Here is a 20591-nt window from a genome sequence, read left to right as displayed (position 1 = left end):
TGCCTTAAATCGCTCTCACCATGCCGCCATCGACGATGAGAGCTTGACCGGTGACGTACGAATTCGCCTCGGACAACAAGAAGACGACGACGTTGGCAAACTCTTCCGGAGTTCCGTAGCGGCCGAGCGGAATGGCGCTTTTCATGCGCGCTTCCATTTCTTCTTTCGTAATGCCAAGCTTCTCAGCATTCACTTTGTCCAAAAAGGCAACGCGCTCCGTCGCGATCCGACCAGGAGCCACCGTATTGATTAAAATGCCATCCGGCGCCAGCTCCACAGCAAGCGTTTTCGTCAGCCCGACGATGCCGGTGCGGAACGTGTTGGATAAAATGAGCCCCGGAATCGGCTCTTTAATCGATGATGAGGCGATGTTGACAATTTTTCCACCCTTTTTCTTTAGGTAAGGGAGCGCTTCGCGAATGAGGCGAATATAGCTCAACAAATTGAGTTCAAACGCATATTGCCAGTCTTCGTCGCTCACCGTTTCAAACGTCCCCGCCGGAGGACCGCCGGCGTTGTTGACGAGCAAGTCAATCGTCCCAAACGTCTCGACTGTTTTGGCGACAAGCTGGCGGATGTCATCCGCTTTCGTCACATCCGTGCGCATGTAAGCGACGCGCCCCTTATGTAAACCGTTCAGCTCCTCGGCTGCTTGTTGCAACTTTTCTTCGTTCCGGCTTGTGATCATGACGTTCGCCCCTTCAAGCACAAGCGCCCGGGCGATCGCCTTGCCAAGCCCTTGGCTTGAGGCGGCGACAAGCGCCGTTTTTCCCGCCAATCCAAGTTCCATCGTCATCCCTCCAACAAAAGAATGGTGTTAAGTAACCATATTCGCGCTCATTCGTCATTTTCCTTCTTTCGATCAGCGAAAAAAGTGATCCGCTGGGCGGATCACCTCTCTTCGAAAAGCGACCGAAACCGTTTCATCCCTTCCTCAACGTCAAGGCGATCAACGTGAAACGGATTCGGATTGGCTGCCTGCATCGGATCAGCGTCCGTCCGCACCCCAATCGCCTCGGCGCCATCGGCGGTCGGATCATTCAAGATGCTTTCGCGGGCGCCGTCGCGGTAAAACATGTGCGGGTGATCGTTTCGTCCACGCTCTGGCATCGAATCTCCTCCTTTTTTCCAGTAGTTTTCCGCAAGACAAGGAAAAGCATTCGCCAGCTTGCCATGGCCGGCGAAAAAGAAGGAGCCCGCACATCGCAGGCTCCCCTTTTCCTTCCTAATCAGCTTTCAAGCAGCAAATCTTCCGGATTTTCGATCAAATCTTTCACCGTTTTTAAGAACCCAACGGCCTCTTTGCCATCGATGATGCGATGGTCGTACGACAAAGCAACGTACATCATCGGCCGGTTTTCGATCCGCTCTTCGTCGATGGCGACCGGGCGCAGCTTGATGGCGTGCATGCCTAAAATGCCGACTTGCGGCCCGTTGAGAAGCGGAGTCGACAGAAGCGAGCCGAACACGCCGCCGTTGGTGATCGTAAACGTGCCGCCTTGCAAATCGGCAAGCGACAACTTATTGCTGCGCGCCTTCGCCGCCAATTCGGCGATGTCGCGCTCAATTTCGGCGAAGCTTTTCCGGTCGCAGTCGCGCACAACCGGGACGACGAGCCCTTCGTCCGTCGACACGGCAACGCCGATATCGTAATATTTTTTCAGCAAAATTTCATCGCCTTGGATCTCCGCGTTGACGTACGGATATTTTTTCAGCGCGGCGACGGCCGCTTTGACGAAAAACGACATAAAGCCGAGGCGGACGTCATGCTCCTCGAAAAATTTATCTTTTTTCCGCTTGCGCAGATCGATGACCGCCGACATGTCAATTTCATTGAACGTCGTCAGCATCGCGGTCGTTTGCGTCACTTCAAGCAGCCGTTTGGCGATCGTTTGCCGGCGGCGCGACATTTTTTCGCGAATCACCGGCTTGCCAGCCTCGGCGGCTGGAATGGCGGCCGGCGTCGGCGCAGCTTGTGGAGCCGGCTGCGGCGCAGCGGCCGGTTGGGCGGCAAACGAGGCGACGTCTTGTTTGCGCACGCGCCCAAGTGGATCGACGGTCGGCACTTGCGTCAAATCAATTCCTTTTTCGCGCGCCATCTTTCGAGCCGCCGGCGAGGCGATCGGGCGTTGGCCTGGGGCTTGGGCGACCGCGACCGGCTGCGGCGCTGGCTGCTCGGCGCGGTCGGCCGGCGCGGCCGTTTCCGTTTCGTCAACCGGCTGCGGGGCGGCAGACGAGGCTGCCGCTCCTTCGCCGATAATGGCAATCGCCTGGCCGACAGCGACGGTGTCGCCTTCATTGGCGAGCAGCTGCTGCAGGACGCCCGACTCTTCGGCCATAATTTCGACGTTGACTTTATCTGTTTCGAGCTCGCAAATCGATTCCCCTTTTTCCACGTAGTCGCCCGGTTTTTTCAGCCATTGGGCGATTGTGCCTTCCGTGATGGATTCTGCTAACTCTGGGACTTTGATCTCAGCCACGTTGATGCCCTCCTCAAATATTCCGTAGTCATCATTCATGCTTCGTCAATGCACAGCGGATGATGCGCTCCTGCTCTTTCCGGTGGACGACCGGATCGCCTTCCGCCGGGCTGGCCCGCCGGCGCCGCCCAATGTAGCTGACGTCAACGCCTTCTGGAGCCAACGCCCGCAGGAGCGGTTCCATATACAGCCATGCGCCCATGTTTTTCGGCTCTTCTTGCACCCAGACGATCTCCTTGACGTTCGGATAGCGGGCGATGATGTCTTTCACCGCTTCTTCCGGGAACGGATACAGCTCTTCAATGCGCACGATATGCAGCCAGTCGAGCCCTTCCATTTTGCCGATTTGTTCCGCCAAATCGATCATCAATTTGCCGGTGCCAAACACGATGCGTTCCACTTTGCCAGCGTCAGCGCCCAATCCCGGCTGCTCGAGCACCGGCGAGAACGCACCGTCGACAAGCGCTTCCGCATCCGACGAGGCAAGCGGATGACGGAGCAAGCTTTTTGGCGTCATGATGATGAGCGGGCGTACTTCTTCTCGTTTCAGCAGCGCCGCCTGCCGCCGCAAAATGTGGAAATATTGCGCTGCCGTCGATAGGTTGGCGACCGTCCAGTTGTTTTCCGCCGCCAGCTGCAAAAACCGCTCGACGCGCCCGCTGGAATGTTCCGGTCCTTGCCCTTCGTAGCCGTGCGGCAAGAGCATGACAAGACCGGATTTTTGCCCCCATTTTGCCCGGCCGGATGAAATGAACTGGTCAAACATCACTTGCGCCATGTTGGCGAAGTCGCCAAATTGCGCTTCCCAAAGAACGAGCGTCTCCGGCGCGTAAACGTTGTAGCCGTATTCATAGCCAAGCACGGCCGCCTCGGTCAGCGGGCTGTTGTACACGACAAACGAGGCTTTTGCGTCGCTGATATGGTGAAGCGGCACATACTCTTCTCCGGTTTTCACATCGTGGAGCACCAAATGGCGCTGCGCGAACGTGCCGCGTTGCGAGTCTTGTCCGGTCAAACGGATCGGCACGCCATCTCGCAAAATGGTAGCGAATGCCAAAATTTCTGCGTGCGCCCAATCGACTTTGCCATTTTGCGCGAACACGCCGCTGCGCCGCTTGAGAATGCGTTCGAGCTTATTAAAGACGTGGAAGTCAGCCGGAAACTGCAGCAACTCCTCGTTCAGGCGGTGAAGCACGTCTTTCGCCACACCCGTTTTCACTTCCGGCAACCGATCGACGACCGTTTTTGGCGGATCCATGATGAAATCGAGCTCATCTTCGTTTTTCGGCACCCGCTCGTAGGCGATTTTCAGCCGTTCGGCCACCTCTTGCTCCATTTCGTCGACTTCCCGCTCGGTGATGATCCCTTTTTCCATCAATTTTTGCGCATACAGCTGGCGCACGGTCGGATGTTGGTTGATGATCGCGTACATCGTCGGGTTCGTCGCCATCGGTTCATCCATTTCATTATGACCGAAACGGCGGTAACCGATTAGGTCAATGACAAAGTCTTTTTTAAACCGCTGGCGGTAGGCAAACGCCAAGCATGCGGCCGCCAAACAAGCCTCCGGGTCGTCGGCATTGACATGCACAATCGGCACTTCAAATCCTTTCGCCATATCGGAAGCGTACGTCGTCGAGCGTGAATCGTAGCTCTCCGTCGTAAAGCCGATCATGTTGTTGGCGATGATATGAATCGTCCCGCCGGTCGTATAACCGCGCAGCTGACTTAAGTTGAGCGTTTCCGCGACGATCCCTTGCCCCGGGAACGCGGCGTCGCCGTGAATTAAAATGGCAAACGACGCATCGGTATTTTGCGCCGGCACGCCCGGTTTCGTCCGATCTTCTTGCGCGGCGCGCGTGTAACCAAGCACAACCGGATTGACCACTTCCAAGTGGCTTGGGTTGTTGGCAAGCGTAATCCGCATCGTATGCGCGCTTTTATTGCGCAAACGGCGCGCTGCCCCCAAATGGTATTTCACGTCGCCCGTCCAGCCGTACGTGATCGCCACCGACCCTTCGGACGGAATAAAGTTTTTGCTTTCCGCATGCTGAAACTCAGCGAAAATCATTTCGTACGGCTTGCCGAGCACATGAGCCAGCACGTTCAACCGGCCGCGGTGCGCCATGCCGATGTTGACGGCGTCGATCTCGTGCTCGATCGCCTGACGGACGAGCTCATCCAAAAGCGGCACCATGGCGTCAAGCCCTTCGATCGAAAAACGCTTTTGCCCGACGTACGTCCGGTGGATGAACTTTTCAAACCCTTCCACTTCCGTCAGGCGGCGCAACAAAGCGACCCGCTCCTTGTTCGCCAAGCTCGGGTAATACGCTCCAGACTCGATTTGCTGAATAAGCCAGTTCCTCTCTTCAAGATTATGTACTTGAGAGAATTCGAACGCGATTTTGTCCGTGTAAATTTTGCGCAAATGCAAGATGGCGTCCCAGCCGTTTTTGACATGAGCCGGGGCGTGCGGGCAAAGAAACGCGACCGGAATGCGCTTTAAGTCCTCTTCGGTTAAATCGTATTCGTCAAGCTCCAAGCGGCGCAGCTTTTTCTCCTGTTTGACAAGCGGATTCGTATCAGCGGCTAGATGGCCATAATGGCGAATGCTGTCCGCCAGCTTGACAGCAGCGACAAGCTTGCTGAAAATCGTCGGCGTCTCCGGCAGCCGGAACGTTTGATGCGTTTTGGCTGCTTCGTCATCCGTAGGAGAAACCGGTTCTTCGAGGATCGGCGCCCCCCACTGTTCAAACAATTGTTTCAGTTCCGGGTCGATGCTGTTTGGGTCATCGAGATACTGTTCGTACATTTCGATGACATAACCGAGGTTCGGCCCGTAAAACTGGTTCCACGGCTGAGCGTAGTTCGTCTGTTTTGCCATCGTGAAAAAACCTCCACCTCGTTTTCGCATCGTTCGGGCTGAGCAACAGCCATGCGTGAAAGCCCTTGTTTAGCTGCCAGTATTCCCGAACGTGCAGCAAAATAACGGTATAAACGTTTTCACTGTTTATTTTAGCACTATTGCCCATCAAAATCGACGAAGAAGCTGAAAAAATTTCACTTATTATCATTGTATGAATAGAAAAAAGATCGTGACTGCACCGCAGCGGAACATTCATGATTTAGGCGGTTCATCTTTCGCTTATTTTTGAAACTGCCCCCTGCACAAATGGAATGCTATCCCGTCTACGCAATCGCTTAAGGGGGGAGAGTTTTGGGAACACCTGCCCTACGGCAGGCTGCCAGCCAAGCCATCCCCGTGCGCCCCACAGTTCCGCTGTTCTCACTTGTGGCGTTGAAGTGGGGGCTTCTCGGTTAGTGATGATAAAAAAAGGCGCCCGTTGCGGTTGGGGCGCCTTCTGTTTTTATGAAATTTTAAATTTTTCCACCAGCTGTTTCAGTTTTTGGCTCATTTCGCTCAACGCCTCCGCCGATTCAGTCACCGTCGAAAGCGCCTGCAGCTGATCGTCGGCCGAAGCAGCCACTTCCTCAGCCGCTGCCGCCGATTGTTGGGCGATGGCGGCGATGTTTTGCATCGCCCCGACGACATCGTCCTTGCTTGCGTTCATCCTCTTTGCCTCTTCCATAATCGCCGCGACCGCCGCTGTCACTTGTTCCATCATGCCAGTGATTTTGACAAATGAATCGCCGGTCGTATGCACTGCTTCCTGCTGTTCATTGTACGCCTGCTTGGAGCGGCCGACCGCTTCGATCGCCAACCCGGCTTGCTGCTGAATGGCGGCGATCGTCGCGCGGATCATCTCCGTCGCTTTCGCGGATTGTTCGGCCAGCTTGCGCACCTCATCGGCGACAACAGCAAACCCTTTGCCATGCTCTCCTGCCCGCGCCGCCTCGATGCTGGCGTTTAACGCCAGCAAATTCGTCTGTCCGGAAATCGCGGTGATCGTTTGAATGACACCGTCAATTTCATCCATCTTTTTCACAAGGTCGCTAATGACGCTTTCTACGGCCGCCAGTTCATTTTTCGCTTCTTCCGATTTTTTCTGCAAGATGTTTAAATGTTCCAAACCTTCGTAGCTCGCGTTTTTCGTCTCATCGGACAGCGATTCCATGCCAGCCGTCGCATTCGTGACCGCTTCGATTTGCTGCGACAACGCCGTCGTCCGCTCATTAATCGTATCAAGGCTTCCCGCTTGATCGGTCGTTCCTTTGGCGATTTCGCCGATCGCTTTTGCCACTTGTTCGCTTGTGGCCATCGTTTCTTCAGAGACGGCGCTCAAATGGTCAGCTGAAGCGGCTAATTCATTGACCGAGCGGTTCACTTCGCCGATCAGCGCCCGCATATGATCGATCATATCATTGAAGTGGCGGGCGAGGCGGCCGATCTCATCTTTGACAGTGACATGCGCTTGCACCGTCAAGTCGCCGCCCGCCGCCTTTTCGACTTGCTCTTGCAGCGCAACGATCGGCTTTGTGATCGAGCGCGCCAAGAAATAGACGGCAACAAGCGCGACAACGAGCGCAATGATTGTAATGACAAGCATGTTGACCCCAAGCGAGCGGCTCATCGCTGATAAGTCCGCCTCTTTATAGACGACGCCGACTTTCCAGCCAAGCTCCGGGATCGTGGTGAAATACATAACCCGCTGTTCGCCGTCTTGTTCATATTGCCGCATCCCTTTTTCATGTTCGAGCATATAGCGAACCGTTGCGTTTTTCGCCATGTTTTTTCCTTTATATTGCGGGTGGACCACCGCTACTCCTTTCGCGTCAAACAACACCGGATAACCGTGATAGCCGACGTCGCTCGCATTGACGATTCTCGTCACTGTATCGAGCGTCATATCGATGCCGATAACAGCAGCAATGCGGCCGTTTTCGCTCACTGCTTTGGCCAACGTCACGACGTGCTTGCCAGTAATGGCATCGACATAAGGCTCGGTCCACACAACTTCATCCGGCCGCTTCATCGCTTCTTTATACCACGGGCGGCTCGTCGGATCATATCCGTCTGGGAGCTCCGTCGTCGGCGTGATGTACATTTTCTTCTGCTCAGTGCCAATATAAATGAATTGCACACTCTCATGCAGACGCAAAAACGTGCGGAACTGCTTTTCCAGCCCCGGCCAGGCGTGTTCGTCCCGAACCATTTGCAAGGTTGATGGCGATTCACTGAATTGCACTAAGCTGTTCTCTTCACTTTGAAAGCTGTCGCGAATGTCGCCAAGCAACCCGTCAAGCGCCGTCTGCGCCCGCTGTTTTACATCGGCTCCTACGAGCCGTTGCATTTGCCAAACACCGACGAGCTGTGTTGCCGCCAAGGAAACCACTAACAATAAAGCCATCAAGACGATCAGCTTGCTGCGCAATGTCCGGAACACTCGCTATTTCTCCCCTCTATTTCCTCTTTTTGTCGCACCATGTTCCATTATAAAAGGACGATCATCCTCCGTCTATAGGAGCGGCTTCTTAATTCATACATAGGGCATGGCTATGTGCGGGACAATAGAACGCAGGCAGGTGAATGATGATGGGTGCCATCGAACATGAAGGGTATCGGTTTGAGATTGAATACAGCGTTCTGCTGCAAAAAGGGCGCTGCACGTTTACCACAACGGCGAATTCGTCGATGAAATTGTGTTTCCCTTTCGCGGCGAGAAGCCCGATGAACAGCAAATTGAAGCGCTTGTCAGCGAATATGTCGAGCAGCACACTCGCGGCCGCTAACAGCGGCCGTTTTCTTTCTTGCCTCCTTTTTCTGCTTTCGTTTATGATGGGTGTAAAATGATCGATTGATGCCATAAGGAGGAGAATCGGAATGTATCGAAAACGGTTGTACGTCTTTGACGGTGATACCCCGCGCGAAGCGGTCATCCGCAACTATACAAAAGACGACTTTGCTGATCTCATCGCGTGCAGCAAGAAAGTTTCCCGCCCCCGTTTCCATCGGAATTATGGTGGAACGAACAGCAGCTTCACAATCACGTCACTTTGTTTCCGGAAGGAGCGCTTTGCATCGAAGTCGGCGGGCGCATCGTCGGATCGATGACCGGCCTGATCGTTGACTTTGATCCGAATCATACCGACCACACATGGGAAGAGATCACCGACGGCGGCTACATCCGCAACCATCGCCCGGACGGCAACACGCTTTATGTCGTCGACATTTGCGTCTCACCGCCATATCGGAAGCTTGGCCTCGGCAAGTGGCTCATGCAATCGATGTATGAAGTCGTCGTCCACCTCGGCCTCGACCGGCTGCTCGGCGGCGGGCGGATGCCTGGCTACCACTGTTATGCAACGGAACTGTCCCCAGAAGCGTACATCAACAAGGTGGTCGCCGGCGAACTGAACGATCCGGTCATTACGTTTTTGCTCCGCTGCAGGCGCACCCCGCTGGCGGTCGTCCACAATTATTTGGAAGATGAGGAATCGCTCAACCATGCCGTTCTGATGGAATGGCGCAATCCATTCAAGCAGATGCCAAGAAAAAATTAACATTCGACAGCCGACAGGAATGGCCGGCAACGGACGCGAATAAAAAGGGGGAATATAGACGGAAAGGAATCGCTGCCTATGAGATCGATTTCCTATTGCGATCCGCTTGCCCCTTTGCTTATTCGCAACGAACTGTTTTCCTTGTTGCCAAACGACATCCGCCGTTTAACCGTCGTTTGCATCGGCAGCAACCGCATTAACGGAGACAGCCTCGGTCCGTTTGTCGGCACGCTGCTTGAAAACGTCTATCCGGACCATCTGACGGTGATCGGCACGCTTAAGCGGCCGGTCGACGCGACGAACATCCAGCGAGTGCATCAACAGCTGCCAAAGGAGCCAAATTCCTATGTACTCGCTGTTGACAGCATCGTCGGCCCACGGCCGTTCGTGCACACGATCGCCATCCGCCCCGGCGCGCTCGCTCCCGGCACGGCTCTTGGCCACTCGCTGCCATCGATCGGCGATATCAGCATCATGGGCGTCATCATGGAAGACAGCGCCGATATCGACACGCTTCCGTACACGAATTTACACATTGTCTATCAAATGGCGAAAGCGATCGCCTTAGGTCTTTCGCTCACCATTCGACAGCGATATGGCTATGCACCGTCCGCACCGCTGTTGGCGTAGACGAAGCGGCAGATGAAAAAGAAGCGCGGCGGACGCGAACGTCGCCACGCTTTCGTTTAGGCGAGAGAAAATGTTTGTTTGACAAAGGCCACAACCTCTTCGGCTGTGCCGAGCGACAGCACCGTTTCTTTCATGCGGGCTGCGTCTTCTTTTGACAACCGCTTCAGCTGGGCGCGCGCCGGCAAAATCGAGGTGGCGCTCATGCTGAATTCGTCAAGTCCAAGGGCAAGCAAAATCGGAATGGCGATCGGGTCGCCGGCCATTTCCCCGCACATGCCGACCCATTTTCCTTCACGGTGCGCGGCGTCGATGACATGGCTGATGAGCCGCAAAATCGCTGGGTTGTACGGCTGGTACAAATAAGAGACGCGCTCGTTCATCCGGTCAGCGGCCATCGTATATTGGATTAAATCGTTCGTGCCGATGCTGAAGAAATCCACTTCTTTCGCAAACTGATCGGCCATGACCGCAGCGGCCGGGATTTCGACCATCATCCCGACTTCAATGTTGTCGGCGACCGGCACGCCTTGGCGGAGGAGCGCTTCTTTTTCTTCGAGCAAAATCGTCTTCGCCTGGCGAAATTCATCGAGCGTGGCGATCATCGGGAACATGATTTTCAAGTTGCCGTGCACGCTCGCCCGCAGCAGGGCGCGCAACTGAGTGCGGAACATCTCCTGCATCTCAAGGCAAAGACGAATCGCCCGGAATCCTAAAAACGGGTTCATCTCTTTCGGCAAGTGCAAATACGGGAGCTCTTTGTCGCCACCGATGTCAAGCGTCCGGACGACGACCGGCTTGCCGTTCATCTTTTCAAGCACCGTTTTGTAGGAGGCAAACTGCTCTTCTTCGGTCGGCAGCTCCGAGCGTCCCATGTATAAAAACTCCGTCCGATACAGCCCGATTCCTTCCGCCCCGTTGGCAAGCGCTCCTTTCACATCATCCGGTGTGCCGATGTTGGCCGCCAGCTCGACATGCACGCCGTCAGCCGTCACCGTCGGCTGATCGACGAGTTTCGCCCATTCCGCCTTTTGCGCTTCATAGCGGGCCCGCTTTTCCTCATAATGGGCGAGCAGCTCCGGGGACGGATTGACGACGACTTGGCCGTCAAGCCCATCGACGATGACGATGTCGCCGTTTTGCACTTCCGCCGTAATTTCCTTCGTACCGACGACAGCCGGGATTTCGAGCGAGCGGGCCATAATCGCCGAGTGCGACGTCCGCCCGCCGATGTCGGTGGCAAACCCTTTGACATATTGACGGTTCAACTGCGCCGTATCGGATGGCGTCAAGTCTTCAGCGATGACGACGACTTCCTCGGAAATGAGGCTCGGGTTTGAGATCGTAACGCCGAGCAAATGGGCAAGGACGCGCTTCGTCACATCGCGGATGTCAGCGGCCCGCTCTTTCATATACTCATTGTCCATGCCTTCAAACATGGAAATGAAAAATGACGCTGTTTCATCGAGCGCGTATTCCGCGTTCACTTGTTCCGTTTTGATTTTTTCCTTAATCGGGTTCAGCAGTTCTGGGTCGTCAAGCACAAGCAAATGGGCGGCAAAAATGGCGGCTTTGTCTTCGCCAAGCTTTTCCAAGGCATGCTGCTTGATTGCTTCCAGTTCCTCTTTCGCTTTTGCGACCGCCGCCTCAAGCCGCGCAATTTCCGCCTCGACGTCGGCGACCGTTCGTTTTTCAGCCGCCAGATGAGGCGTTTCTAAACGGTATGCCTTGGCGATGGCGATGCCGCTTGATGCGGCGATGCCATGAATCGTTTTTTCCATTATTCCGCAAGGCCTTCCTTTGCCAACGTATCGGTTAACGCCGCCATTGCTTCTGCCGCATCGGCCCCTTCTGCCGTAATTTTAATCGTCGCTCCTTTCGGGATTCCTAACGACATGACGCCCATGATCGATTTCAAGTTGACCGTTTTGCCATTGTATTCAAGCTGGATTTCGCTGTTAAATCTGCTCGCCGTTTGCACTAAAATCGTCGCTGGACGGGCGTGGATGCCGGAATCAGAAACAACTTTGAACGTTTTTTCTGCCATGGTTCATCATTCCCCTTTTCTTCAATTTTTTCTTTGCCATCATATCAAATGCAGGTGCGGGGAAGCAACGAAAAACGCTTATCCCCGCCACGCCGCAAATAAGCGATTCATTGGATTGCAACGACGGCGTCTTCGCCGCGGGCGACCGAACCTTGTTTGTTGACGCGCACCGTTTCGCCGGCTTGGAGATTCGTAAAAATCACCGGCGTGACAATCGATGGCGCGTTCTGTTTCACATAATCGAGGTCGACGAGCAAAAGCGGCTGCCCTTTTTTCACTTCGTCGCCTTCTTTGACAAGCGCCTCAAACCCCTGGCCGTTCAGCTTCACCGTGTCAATGCCGACGTGGATCAAAATTTCATGCCCGCCGGCTGACTGAATGCCGATGGCATGCTTCGTCGGAAAGACGTTGATGATTTTCCCGTCGACAGGAGAGACGACCGTGCCGTCCGTCGGCATCACCGCGAAGCCATCACCCATCATTTTTTGCGAAAACACTTGGTCCGGCACTTCAGAAAGCGGAACAATTTCCCCGGTCATTGGTGAGGCGATCGTTTCCGCCTGCACGGCTTCCGGCGCCGCTGCCTTTGGTTTTTCTTCCGCTCGAGCCGGCGCTTTTCCTTGCATAATGTCTTGAATTTGCCCTTTTAACATGTCCGATTTCGGACCGAAAATCGCTTGCACGTTGTTGCCAACTTCAAGCACCCCAGCAGCGCCGAGCGCTTTCAACCGGTCTTTGTCGACCCGGCCAATGTCATGGACCGACACGCGCAACCGTGTAATGCATGCATCTAGATGTTCGATGTTTTCCTTTCCGCCAAGGGCAGCGAGCACTTCGTACGGCAAGTCGCCAGCGGCGGCTGCCTCGGCTTTCGGCGCTTCCTCGACCGTTTTTTCCCGGCCCGGCGTCGCCAAATCCCACTTGCGGATCGCAAAGCGGAATCCGAAGTAATAAATGACGGCAAACGCCAAGCCGACCGGAATGACGAGCCACCATGCCGTCCGGTTCGGCAGAACGCCGAACAGCAAAAAGTCAATGACCCCGCCAGAGAACGTCATCCCGATTTTGACGTTCAACAAGTGCATAATCATAAACGACAAACCGGCAAAAATGCAGTGGATGGCAAACAGCGCCGGAGCGACAAACAAGAACGAAAATTCGATCGGCTCGGTAATCCCGGTCAAAAACGATGTCAGCGCGGCCGAACCCATAATGCCGGCCACCACTTTTTTGTTTTCCGGACGCGCTTCGTGATAAATCGCGAGCGCCGCTGCCGGAAGGCCAAACATCATAAACGGGAACTTCCCGGTCATAAACGTGCCAGCGGTCAATTCGACCCCGTCTTTCAGCTGCTCAAAAAAGATTTTTTGGTCGCCGTGCACCACTTGCCCGGCTTTATTGACGTACTCGCCAAATTCAAACCAAAACGGCGCATAGAAAATATGATGCAAACCAAACGGAATGAGCGCCCGTTCGATGACGCCGAAAATGAAGGCGGCCAACGTTTTGTTCGCATCGATCATATTGTGCGAAAACGCATTGAGTCCGTGCTGAATCGGCGGCCAAACGAATGTCATGATAATGCCAAGCACGACTGCGGACGCCGCCGTCACGATCGGCACGAACCGCTTGCCAGCGAAAAAGCCGAGATATTGCGGCAGTTCGATATTGAAGTATTTGTTGTACATGTACGCTGCCAAAATCCCGACGATAATCCCGCCAAAGACGCCCGTTTGCAACGTCGGGATGCCAAGGATGTTGGCGTACGACGGGTCGGCGCCGATCATATCGGGAGTCACGCCCAAGATGACGCTCATCGTCACGTTCATAATCAAGTAGCCGATGATCGCCGCCAAGCCGGCCACCCCATCCCCGCCGGCAAGGCCGATCGCCACACCAACCGCAAACAAGAGCGACAAGTTAGAGAAGACAATGCCGCCTGCTTGCTCCATAACGTTGGAGATGAGCACGACCCAGTCGGCTTTGAGCGCCGGAATTTTGTCAGTGAGCGCCGGGTTTTTCAAGGCGTTGCCAAGCGCCAACAAAATCCCGGCCGCCGGCAGAATCGCCACCGGAAGCATAAGCGCTTTCCCGACCTTTTGCAGCGTGCCAAACGCTCGTTTCATTTGTATGACCTCCTTTGGTTTTCTTTTCTTAAGTTTTGCAGCAAACAGCCGATTCATGTACCGAAAATGGAGCGGGCGTTTCCGAGGGCACCGGCGCAATAAAAAAGGCATGACTAAAGAGAGACAAAAAGAACGCTTACAACAGCGCGAAAACAAACTCCCTGCTGCTGTCGCTTTCTTTGCTCTCTTTACTCATGCCTGATCGAGTCAGTAACACGTAAAGCGAGACGATTATGCAGTTGTATTGTTCTTTTTCTCCGCCAGCCGCTGCAAATGCAACGTCAAATAGACCGCCTCGGCATCGTCCGCCGGCAGATGAAGCGTTTGCTGCATGACTTTGACCAACTTCCATGCTAGATTATAGCATAATGGATACGCTTCCTTCAAGATTTTCGACAAATTTTTTGGTTCTTCGACTTTTTCGCCTTTTTTCATCCGCTCAATCGCATAGCGCAAGTGACGGACAAACCGCAAATAATGAACGCTCTCGCGGTCGATGTCAACGCCAAGCTGTTGCTCGACGATCTTGACAAGGTCAGCAATGAGCTGGGAATATCGATTCGCTTCCGACACGCTTTGTTTGGAAATCGCGCTATGAATATGAAGGGCGATAAAGCCTGCCTCCCCTTCAGGCAGCACAATCCCGAGCTTTTGTTCAATCATGCGGGCCACTTCACCGGCGATTTCGTATTCCAGCGGGTACAAACTTTTCGTTTCAGCCAAAAACGGATTTTTGACATCAAGCCCCTGTTCAAGCCGCTTTAATGTAAAGGCGATATGGTCGGTCAGCGCCACATGGATGTGCTCATTCAACGGCGCGCCGACGCGTTGCTGAATATGTTGAACCACCTCGCTCATGAGGGCGATGAATTCTTCGCTCAATTCCGGAAGCAGCTTTTTGTATTGCTCTTGTTCGCGTTCGTTTTTCAGAACGAAACATTTTTCAACAGCGCTCTCCGCAATCTCGTCCCCCCGTTTTTTGCCGAAGCCGATTCCTTTGCCGAGCAAAACGACTTCGCCATATGCCGGATGGGAAGCGATTAACACGTTGTTGTTGAGCGTTTTTTCGACACGAAATGGCTGTTCCACCAAGCTCCCTCCTTTCCGTACCCATCGTCTGCCGTTGACCTATGCAGACTAAATTATAAACCGGACGGGCCGTCGCTCTCAATGACGTTTTTTTGGATGGGGCGCCGCTCTTTTCGACATACTAATAAGAGGGCTGGGGGGAGATGTCGAACAAAGGAAGACAAAACAAGGTGAGCCAAGAAGCAGCCAACCCGACCGTTTCCAAGGCGGAGGCAGAAATGGCCAAAGACAGCGTGGATACGGCCAAGCAAGCGAAAAAGAACCGCTCGTAGCAACAGGGGCTGACCCAAAAGCGTCATTCCTCTTAAACGAAATACAACATATTGCGCATGATTCATTGTTTCGTGACGAATATATGGTGATAGGAAAGGGTGTCCCGATCCTTTTGGGACACCCTCTGTTTTGCCGCTATGAACCGTCCATCGGCCCGGCCACCCATTTCGACGGCGACTAGGCCGTCCGGCGCACCGGATGAAGACGACTGAAAATCATCTTCAATAGCGGCGGCGTCACAACAGTCGTTGCCAATACGACGATGATCATGACCGCAAACATGTTCCCATCAAGCAGGCCGGCTTCCAAGCCGATGCCGGCGATGATGAGCGCCACCTCGCCGCGCGACACCATGCCAGCGCCGACCGCCAGCGAGCTTCCCCACGAAAATCCGGCCCATTTTGCCCCCAGCGCGGCGCCGACGAGCTTCGTCAAAATCGCGAGCGCACTCCAGCCGACAATCAGCGGCCAATGCTCGACGATGCCGGAAAAGTCGGCCGCAACCCCGATGGAGGTAAAAAAGACAGGGACAAACAAAGAATAGGCGATCGTTTCCACTTTCTCAAATACTTCTTCCCGATAGCCCGTAAAACTCGCGCCAAGCCCGGCAATATAGGCGCCGATGATCGCCGCCACCCCCATCGTCTCAGCAAAGTAGGCAAAAGAGAAACAGATAATCAACCCGGCTGAAATGACCGCCTCCGTCACACGCAACGGGGCAAACCACTTTAATACGAGCGGGATGGCTTTCCAAGCGAGCAAAATGGCGACGGCAAAAAAGACGACTTTTTTCAGCACGACCGCACCAAGCTCGACGTCGCCGCCAGTTAGGCTTAATAAAAATGCCAAAGCAATGACGACCAACACGTCGTCGATGACCGCCGCGCCAAGAATGGCCGACCCTTCCTTCGACTGCAGGCGCCCCATCTCCTTGAGCGCCTGCACGGAAATGCTGACGCTCGTTGCGGACAGCAAAAGGCCGAGGAAAAGAGCCGTGCCGGTTTCCATGCCTAACGCTGCGCCGGCCGCATACCCAGCGAGCAGCGGAACGAGAATGCCGAGCACTCCGACCGCCACAGCAGCTTTTCCAGTGCGCCGAAACTGGTCCATATCCGTCTCAAGGCCGGCGATAAACATGAGCAAAATAACGCCAATTTGACTTAACTCCTGCAAAAGATCGGTATCCTCGATCACACCAAGCATGCTCGGCCCAAGCACAATGCCGATGAGCAGCTTGCCGAGCACGGCAGGCTGGCCAAGGCGTACGGCCGCATCGCCGGCAAGCTTGGCGGCAAACAAAATAACAGCCAGCTGAGCAATGAACATCCCGTCACCCACCTTTCATGTTCTCATCCTTTTTCAAACTACGTTTATCATGCACGAAAGGTTTCATTTTTATTGAAACGCCTTTTCTCACACGTTTGCCGCGCTGGACGGAAACGTCAAATGAACAGTCGTTCCCTTCCCAACCTCGCTTTCGATCCGCATCGTTCCTTTATGTTCTTGAACGATTTTCATGCTTGTCGTCAGCCCGAGCCCCATTCCTTTTTCTTTCAAGGTGAAAAACGGTTCGCCGATTTTCTGCAGCCGCTCTTTCGAAATGCCGACGCCGGTGTCGGCAACATCGACGTAGATTTTCCCGTCCGCTTCAGCAACGCGGACGTATAAATTTCCGCCTTCAGGCATCGCTTCGATGGCATTTTTCATAATGTTCAACAACACTTGAACAATTTGGTTTTGATCGCCGTACACACAAGCTTTCGGAGCGTTGTTATGGACGGAAATGGAAACGTTGTTCAACGTCGCCTCATGGCCGATCAAGCTAATGACATACGAAACGGCCTCGCTCAACAAAAACGGCCGATAATCGTGGCTTTGCGGCTTGGCGAGCACAAGCAATTCACTGACGATTTGATTGATGCGGCCGAGTTCGCTCAACATGATGCGCATATAATGATCATTGACTTCGCGCGTTTCTTGCATCATCTGAATAAATCCTTTCATGGAGGTGAGCGGATTGCGGATTTCATGGGCGATGCCGGCAGCCAGCTCGCCAAGGACGGAGAGCTTTTCTTTTTTCAAGAGCAGCTCCTCGGCCAGCTTTTGCTGGGTAATGTCGCGGCCGATCGTCAACAGCCCTTTGCGCGCTCCGTTTTCGTCAAAGAGCGGCACTTTAATGACGTCAAACGTCTTCACTTCCCCATCCGGCGTCGCAAACGACTCCTCGCGGCGCGTCACCTTTCCGCTTTTCCACGCTTCGCGGTCCGATTCGATGCACTGCGCAAACGCTTCTTTAAAAAACGGTACAAGCTCGCCGAGCTCGCGATCCATCTTCCCGATATAATCGATATGTTCGAGACGGTACAAACGCCGGCCGAAATCGTTGACGCGCAGCCATCGCCCCTCGCTGTCTTTAAAGCAGACGAAATCCGGCATCGAGTTGATGAGCGTAAGCAGCTGCTGTTCATTTTCCTCGATCTTTTCCAGCTGCTCGCGCTTTTTTAACAGCTGGTACAAAAAAATGGCCGAGAGCAAAATAAACACGGCCCCTTTGGCGGCGCCAAGCGCCATATATACATTGCGGCTGATCGACAGCATATTGAGCAGGGTGTCGGTGGCGGCAATCCATAAAATGCTGCCTATGATATATACTGCGATTACTTTTGCTTTGTTGACCACGTCGTCATCGAACCCCTAACATGCAAAGTCGCTGGCGGCCACGGCCATCCGCCAGGCTACATTTCCCGCGCCCAGCCGAGCAGCCGCTCGGCCAAGAGGGCGGCTCGCTCATGGTCAAGCCGCTTTCCAAGCGACGCCTCAAGCCGCTCGGCCACCGCCACCGCCTCTTCCTCATAGGCGAACGAAAATGACCACTCAAGCGCCGGAATGGCGATCACGATATATTCTTCTTTTCGATTTTCGTAAATGTAGACGTTAGCCGGAGCTTGTCCGTCCATCACCGGCGTTTTGCGGATTTTCATTTTTCCGTCCCACCTTTTTCGTTGAAACCGTCTCCATTTTGTTTATTTTAACAAACGCCCACTCCCTACTCAATATAAATCATTTTCCTTGTCATTCCCCCGTCGATGACCAAATTCACTCCGGTAATAAAATCGTTTTCCTCATCGCATAAATACAGACAAGCGCGGGCGATATCGTCCGGTTTGCCGACGCGGCCGGCCGGGTGCTGCCGGTGATCAATGTCTCGCAATTGCCCATAATCGCCCGTTTCAATCCAGCCGGGGCTGATGCAATTGACGCGAATGCGATCATCCGCAAACGACACCGCCAGCGCATGGGTCAAAGCGACAAGGCCGCCTTTCGATGCAGCGTACGCCTCGGAATTCGGTTCAGACATGAGCGCCCTTGTCGAGGCGATGTTGACGATGGCTCCGCCTTTTGCATTGCGGCGCATATATTTAGCCGCTTCACGGGAAGCAAAAAAAGCGCTGCGCAAATTCGTTGACAGCACGTCCTCCCACTCCTCAACCGTCAGCTCATACGGCGACTTCCAGCGTGAGACGCCGGCATTGTTGATCAAATAGTCAATGCGGCCGAAGCGGCCGGCAGCTTCTTGTACAAACCGCTCAATATCGTCCACCTTCCGCACATCGGCCGCCACAAAGATTGCCTTGAACCCGTCCGATTGCAATTGCGCGGCGAACGCTTCACCGTTTTGGACATCGCGGTCGATGATCACGACGTTTGCTCCCTGTTTTGCAAATGCTCTAGCAATCGCCATGCCGATCCCGTTCGCCCCACCGGTGACAATGGCTGTTTTCTGTTCCATGCTCATGTGCAATCTCTTCTCCCTTCCTTTGCCCATTCAACCTGATGGATTTGTTTTTTTAGACTTTCGTTCCCAAGGGAAACTCTGTGCCTTATTATACCATCAGCATCATGGAAAAAAACATGTCCGCGGCAAAAAAGAGGCGGCCGCAAACGCCAATGTCTCATCCGACTGACCCGCAATGGGTTTGAAACCGTTCCAAATAAGAAAAGACCGCAGTTGAACAGAGCGTGCCTTCCTTCCATAGAGCCGGAACGTGGACGTCTACGGACAGGGTCTTGGACACATAGATAACGTCGCTTTTCGCTTGAACGCTCTCCCACCTACGCAAATGCTTAGAGGTGGGAGATTCTTTGGAACACCTACCCAACGGCGGGCTGTTGACCAAGCCATCCTCGTACGCTCCATGGTTCCGCTGTCCCCACTTACGATGATCGCGTTGAAGTGTGAGGATAAATCGGCTTATTACGATAAAAAAGACCGCGATTAGGCGGTCTTTTTTGGCGCCTTCATAATCAAGGAACGTACGGGTTTGGCATCCCTGGCGCATAGGGGGTCGCTCCGCCATAACCATAATACGGTTGCATCTTGGCAGCAGGATAGCCGCACGGCGCCATCGGGGCATATGGCATCGGCATCATCGGCGGATGGTACAGCGGCACATACGGAACCGCACCAGGAATGAAACCAGGTGTTGCGCCAACGACCATCCCAGGCAGCGTGCCAGGAACGGCAAGGGGAGCCGTGCCGACAGCCGGGGGAACGTTTTCTGCATACGGGGCCGTCATGCCATACGAAGCGACGGCGCCATCAGGCGTCATTGGCGGTATGTTTTTTTCCCCACCCATCGGCCAAACGGAAGCATGAGTCATATTCGGCATGGCTTCCAAGCCGAGCGGCGGCGCTGGCGGCATCATGTCTGAGCTGTCCGGGCTATCAAACCCGTTCGGGCTGTCCGGACTGTCAAGATGGGCCGGACTAACAAGCGGCGCTGGCGGCGCCACCGACGGACACCAGTAGCCATAAGGCGCTGTTGACGGATAATACGCCATCGGCATGGCTCCAGCCGGCATCCCCCCTGTCGGCATTGCTTCGGTCGGCAGCGGCGCCATCGGCGGCGCGTTATTGTCCACCCGCCCGGCCTCATGGCCATGGCTGGAGTTGTTTAGAAACGGATCATTCATATACGGATCCCAATGATTCATTGTCCTCTCCCTTTCTCGCTTATGTTCTCGGGGCGCGTACCCACCCATATTGTATGTCGGAACAAGCAAAGGGTGTTTGCCCGGCCAAAATATAGGTATTTAACCCAACGGGCGGCTGTGCTACGATAAATAACGGCGACGATGCTGGATCAACGCTTGGGGGGAAACGCGATGGATGAAGCATTGGCAGCGAAGCAAATCGAAGAATTGCGAAGTGGAACCATTTCTGAATTGTTGGTCAAAAAAGAGGACTTTCCGATTTTCCGAGCTGTGCTCGTTAAGCAGCCTGACTTCAAACGGTTTCGCGGCATCGCCCAGCGCGGCGGCCACGTCGTTTATCATTATATGGAAACCCCTCGCAGTTGATTTTCCTGCTTTTCCTTCCATTTCCTCGGCTTTCGCGACGGAAAGCCGGGAATTTTTGTGTGCGGAGAAATTTCCAACTCCTCTACGAAGCTAGTGATTTCAACGCATCAAGCATTTTTCCATCAT

18 protein-coding genes and 1 pseudogene are annotated in these 20591 nt (G+C 54.2%); 5 read left to right on the top strand and 14 right to left on the bottom strand.

Annotation, left to right across the window (positions count from 1 at the left end; all coding sequences use genetic code 11):
* Positions 1–4 precede the first annotated feature (4 nt).
* The 5 genes from GJ1_RS03100 to GJ1_RS03080 all read right to left on the bottom strand — a co-directional run bounded on the left by GJ1_RS03100 (position 5) and on the right by GJ1_RS03080 (position 7825).
* Entirely contained in the window at positions 5–790 is a 786-nt protein-coding gene (locus GJ1_RS03100; RefSeq protein WP_066228320.1) for an SDR family oxidoreductase, read from the bottom strand.
* Between the two features lie 101 nt (positions 791–891).
* Positions 892–1110, bottom strand: coding sequence for a hypothetical protein (locus GJ1_RS03095; RefSeq protein ID WP_066228317.1), 219 nt, complete (start codon positions 1108–1110; stop codon positions 892–894).
* Positions 1111–1229: 119 nt separating this feature from the next.
* Entirely contained in the window at positions 1230–2480 is a 1251-nt protein-coding gene (odhB, locus tag GJ1_RS03090; protein ID WP_066228369.1) for a 2-oxoglutarate dehydrogenase complex dihydrolipoyllysine-residue succinyltransferase, read from the bottom strand.
* Between the two features lie 31 nt (positions 2481–2511).
* Positions 2512–5364, bottom strand: coding sequence for a 2-oxoglutarate dehydrogenase E1 component (locus GJ1_RS03085; RefSeq protein ID WP_066228315.1), 2853 nt, complete (start codon positions 5362–5364; stop codon positions 2512–2514).
* A gap of 484 nt (positions 5365–5848) precedes the next feature.
* A complete protein-coding gene (locus GJ1_RS03080) occupies positions 5849–7825 on the bottom strand; it encodes a methyl-accepting chemotaxis protein (protein ID WP_066228313.1) in 1977 nt (658 codons plus the stop codon).
* 149 nt (positions 7826–7974) lie between these two features.
* Between GJ1_RS03080 and GJ1_RS19390 the strand changes: the two genes are divergently transcribed.
* The 3 genes and pseudogenes from GJ1_RS19390 (at position 7975) to yyaC (ending at position 9572) form a co-directional block, all read left to right on the top strand.
* Entirely contained in the window at positions 7975–8232 is a 258-nt protein-coding gene (locus tag GJ1_RS19390; RefSeq protein ID WP_373278016.1) for a DUF5370 family protein, read from the top strand.
* A gap of 30 nt (positions 8233–8262) precedes the next feature.
* Positions 8263–8942: pseudogene (locus GJ1_RS03070) on the top strand (GNAT family N-acetyltransferase).
* A 78-nt stretch (positions 8943–9020) separates the two neighbouring features.
* Positions 9021–9572 (top strand): spore protease YyaC, encoded by a 552-nt coding sequence (yyaC, locus tag GJ1_RS03065; protein WP_066228310.1) that lies wholly within the window; start codon positions 9021–9023, stop codon positions 9570–9572.
* A 56-nt stretch (positions 9573–9628) separates the two neighbouring features.
* Here yyaC and ptsP read toward each other — a convergent pair whose 3' ends face one another.
* The 4 genes from ptsP to glcT all read right to left on the bottom strand — a co-directional run bounded on the left by ptsP (position 9629) and on the right by glcT (position 14831).
* Positions 9629–11350 (bottom strand): phosphoenolpyruvate--protein phosphotransferase, encoded by a 1722-nt coding sequence (ptsP, locus tag GJ1_RS03060; protein WP_066228307.1) that lies wholly within the window; start codon positions 11348–11350, stop codon positions 9629–9631.
* Entirely contained in the window at positions 11350–11616 is a 267-nt protein-coding gene (locus GJ1_RS03055; RefSeq protein WP_066228305.1) for a phosphocarrier protein HPr, read from the bottom strand. The genes ptsP and GJ1_RS03055 overlap by 1 nt, the downstream gene beginning before the upstream one ends.
* 107 nt (positions 11617–11723) lie before the next feature.
* Positions 11724–13742 carry a glucose-specific PTS transporter subunit IIBC gene (gene ptsG, locus GJ1_RS03050; RefSeq protein ID WP_066228301.1) on the bottom strand — a complete coding sequence of 673 codons (2019 nt, stop codon included), beginning with the start codon at positions 13740–13742 and terminating at the stop codon, positions 11724–11726.
* A gap of 231 nt (positions 13743–13973) precedes the next feature.
* Complete coding sequence (gene glcT / locus GJ1_RS03045) at positions 13974–14831, bottom strand: glucose PTS transporter transcription antiterminator GlcT (RefSeq protein WP_066228298.1); 858 nt, start codon at positions 14829–14831, stop codon at positions 13974–13976.
* A gap of 143 nt (positions 14832–14974) precedes the next feature.
* On the opposite strand from glcT, the gene GJ1_RS19220 reads away from it, so the two are divergent.
* Entirely contained in the window at positions 14975–15103 is a 129-nt protein-coding gene (locus GJ1_RS19220; RefSeq protein WP_281176898.1) for a hypothetical protein, read from the top strand.
* 178 nt (positions 15104–15281) lie between these two features.
* On the opposite strand, the gene GJ1_RS03040 is transcribed toward GJ1_RS19220, so the two are convergent.
* From GJ1_RS03040 to GJ1_RS03015, 5 genes are all read right to left on the bottom strand, one after another.
* Positions 15282–16430, bottom strand: coding sequence for a cation:proton antiporter (locus GJ1_RS03040; RefSeq protein ID WP_066228295.1), 1149 nt, complete (start codon positions 16428–16430; stop codon positions 15282–15284).
* A gap of 87 nt (positions 16431–16517) precedes the next feature.
* Positions 16518–17783, bottom strand: coding sequence for an ATP-binding protein (locus GJ1_RS03035; RefSeq protein ID WP_066228292.1), 1266 nt, complete (start codon positions 17781–17783; stop codon positions 16518–16520).
* A gap of 56 nt (positions 17784–17839) precedes the next feature.
* The gene (locus GJ1_RS03030) at positions 17840–18085 is read right to left on the bottom strand and encodes a YueH family protein (protein WP_066228289.1); all 246 of its coding nucleotides are present in this window, start codon (positions 18083–18085) and stop codon (positions 17840–17842) included.
* 65 nt (positions 18086–18150) lie between these two features.
* Positions 18151–18900: an SDR family NAD(P)-dependent oxidoreductase gene (locus GJ1_RS03025; protein WP_066228285.1), complete on the bottom strand. Its 750-nt coding sequence runs from the start codon at positions 18898–18900 to the stop codon at positions 18151–18153.
* Between the two features lie 509 nt (positions 18901–19409).
* The gene (locus GJ1_RS03015; RefSeq protein WP_066228281.1) at positions 19410–20099 is read right to left on the bottom strand and encodes a hypothetical protein; all 690 of its coding nucleotides are present in this window, start codon (positions 20097–20099) and stop codon (positions 19410–19412) included.
* A gap of 171 nt (positions 20100–20270) precedes the next feature.
* Here GJ1_RS03015 and ykzS point away from each other — a divergent pair, with 171 nt between their 5' ends.
* Complete coding sequence (gene ykzS, locus GJ1_RS03010; RefSeq protein WP_066228279.1) at positions 20271–20465, top strand: protein YkzS; 195 nt, start codon at positions 20271–20273, stop codon at positions 20463–20465.
* The last annotated feature ends 126 nt before the right edge of the window (positions 20466–20591 follow it).

The organism is Geobacillus jurassicus NBRC 107829, assembly GCF_001544315.1.
Classification (GTDB): domain Bacteria; phylum Bacillota; class Bacilli; order Bacillales; family Anoxybacillaceae; genus Geobacillus; species Geobacillus jurassicus.
The sequence above is the reverse complement of the archived record's forward strand: the minus strand, read 5'-3'. Positions and strand labels throughout refer to the sequence as shown.

Coding starts and splice junctions, on each gene's coding strand:
- GJ1_RS03025 (WP_066228285.1), bottom strand. CDS start 18,900: ATGAGCATGGAACAGAAAACAGCCATTGTCACCGGTGGGGCGAACGGG.
- ptsG (WP_066228301.1), bottom strand. CDS start 13,742: ATGAAACGAGCGTTTGGCACGCTGCAAAAGGTCGGGAAAGCGCTTATG.
- ptsP (WP_066228307.1), bottom strand. CDS start 11,350: ATGGAAAAAACGATTCATGGCATCGCCGCATCAAGCGGCATCGCCATC.
- GJ1_RS03055 (WP_066228305.1), bottom strand. CDS start 11,616: ATGGCAGAAAAAACGTTCAAAGTTGTTTCTGATTCCGGCATCCACGCC.
- GJ1_RS19220 (WP_281176898.1), top strand. CDS start 14,975: ATGTCGAACAAAGGAAGACAAAACAAGGTGAGCCAAGAAGCAGCCAAC.
- GJ1_RS03040 (WP_066228295.1), bottom strand. CDS start 16,430: ATGTTCATTGCTCAGCTGGCTGTTATTTTGTTTGCCGCCAAGCTTGCC.
- GJ1_RS19390 (WP_373278016.1), top strand. CDS start 7,975: ATGGGTGCCATCGAACATGAAGGGTATCGGTTTGAGATTGAATACAGC.
- yyaC (WP_066228310.1), top strand. CDS start 9,021: ATGAGATCGATTTCCTATTGCGATCCGCTTGCCCCTTTGCTTATTCGC.
- ykzS (WP_066228279.1), top strand. CDS start 20,271: ATGGATGAAGCATTGGCAGCGAAGCAAATCGAAGAATTGCGAAGTGGA.
- GJ1_RS03100 (WP_066228320.1), bottom strand. CDS start 790: ATGGAACTTGGATTGGCGGGAAAAACGGCGCTTGTCGCCGCCTCAAGC.
- GJ1_RS03095 (WP_066228317.1), bottom strand. CDS start 1,110: ATGCCAGAGCGTGGACGAAACGATCACCCGCACATGTTTTACCGCGAC.
- GJ1_RS03085 (WP_066228315.1), bottom strand. CDS start 5,364: ATGGCAAAACAGACGAACTACGCTCAGCCGTGGAACCAGTTTTACGGG.
- GJ1_RS03030 (WP_066228289.1), bottom strand. CDS start 18,085: ATGAAAATCCGCAAAACGCCGGTGATGGACGGACAAGCTCCGGCTAAC.
- GJ1_RS03015 (WP_066228281.1), bottom strand. CDS start 20,099: ATGAATCATTGGGATCCGTATATGAATGATCCGTTTCTAAACAACTCC.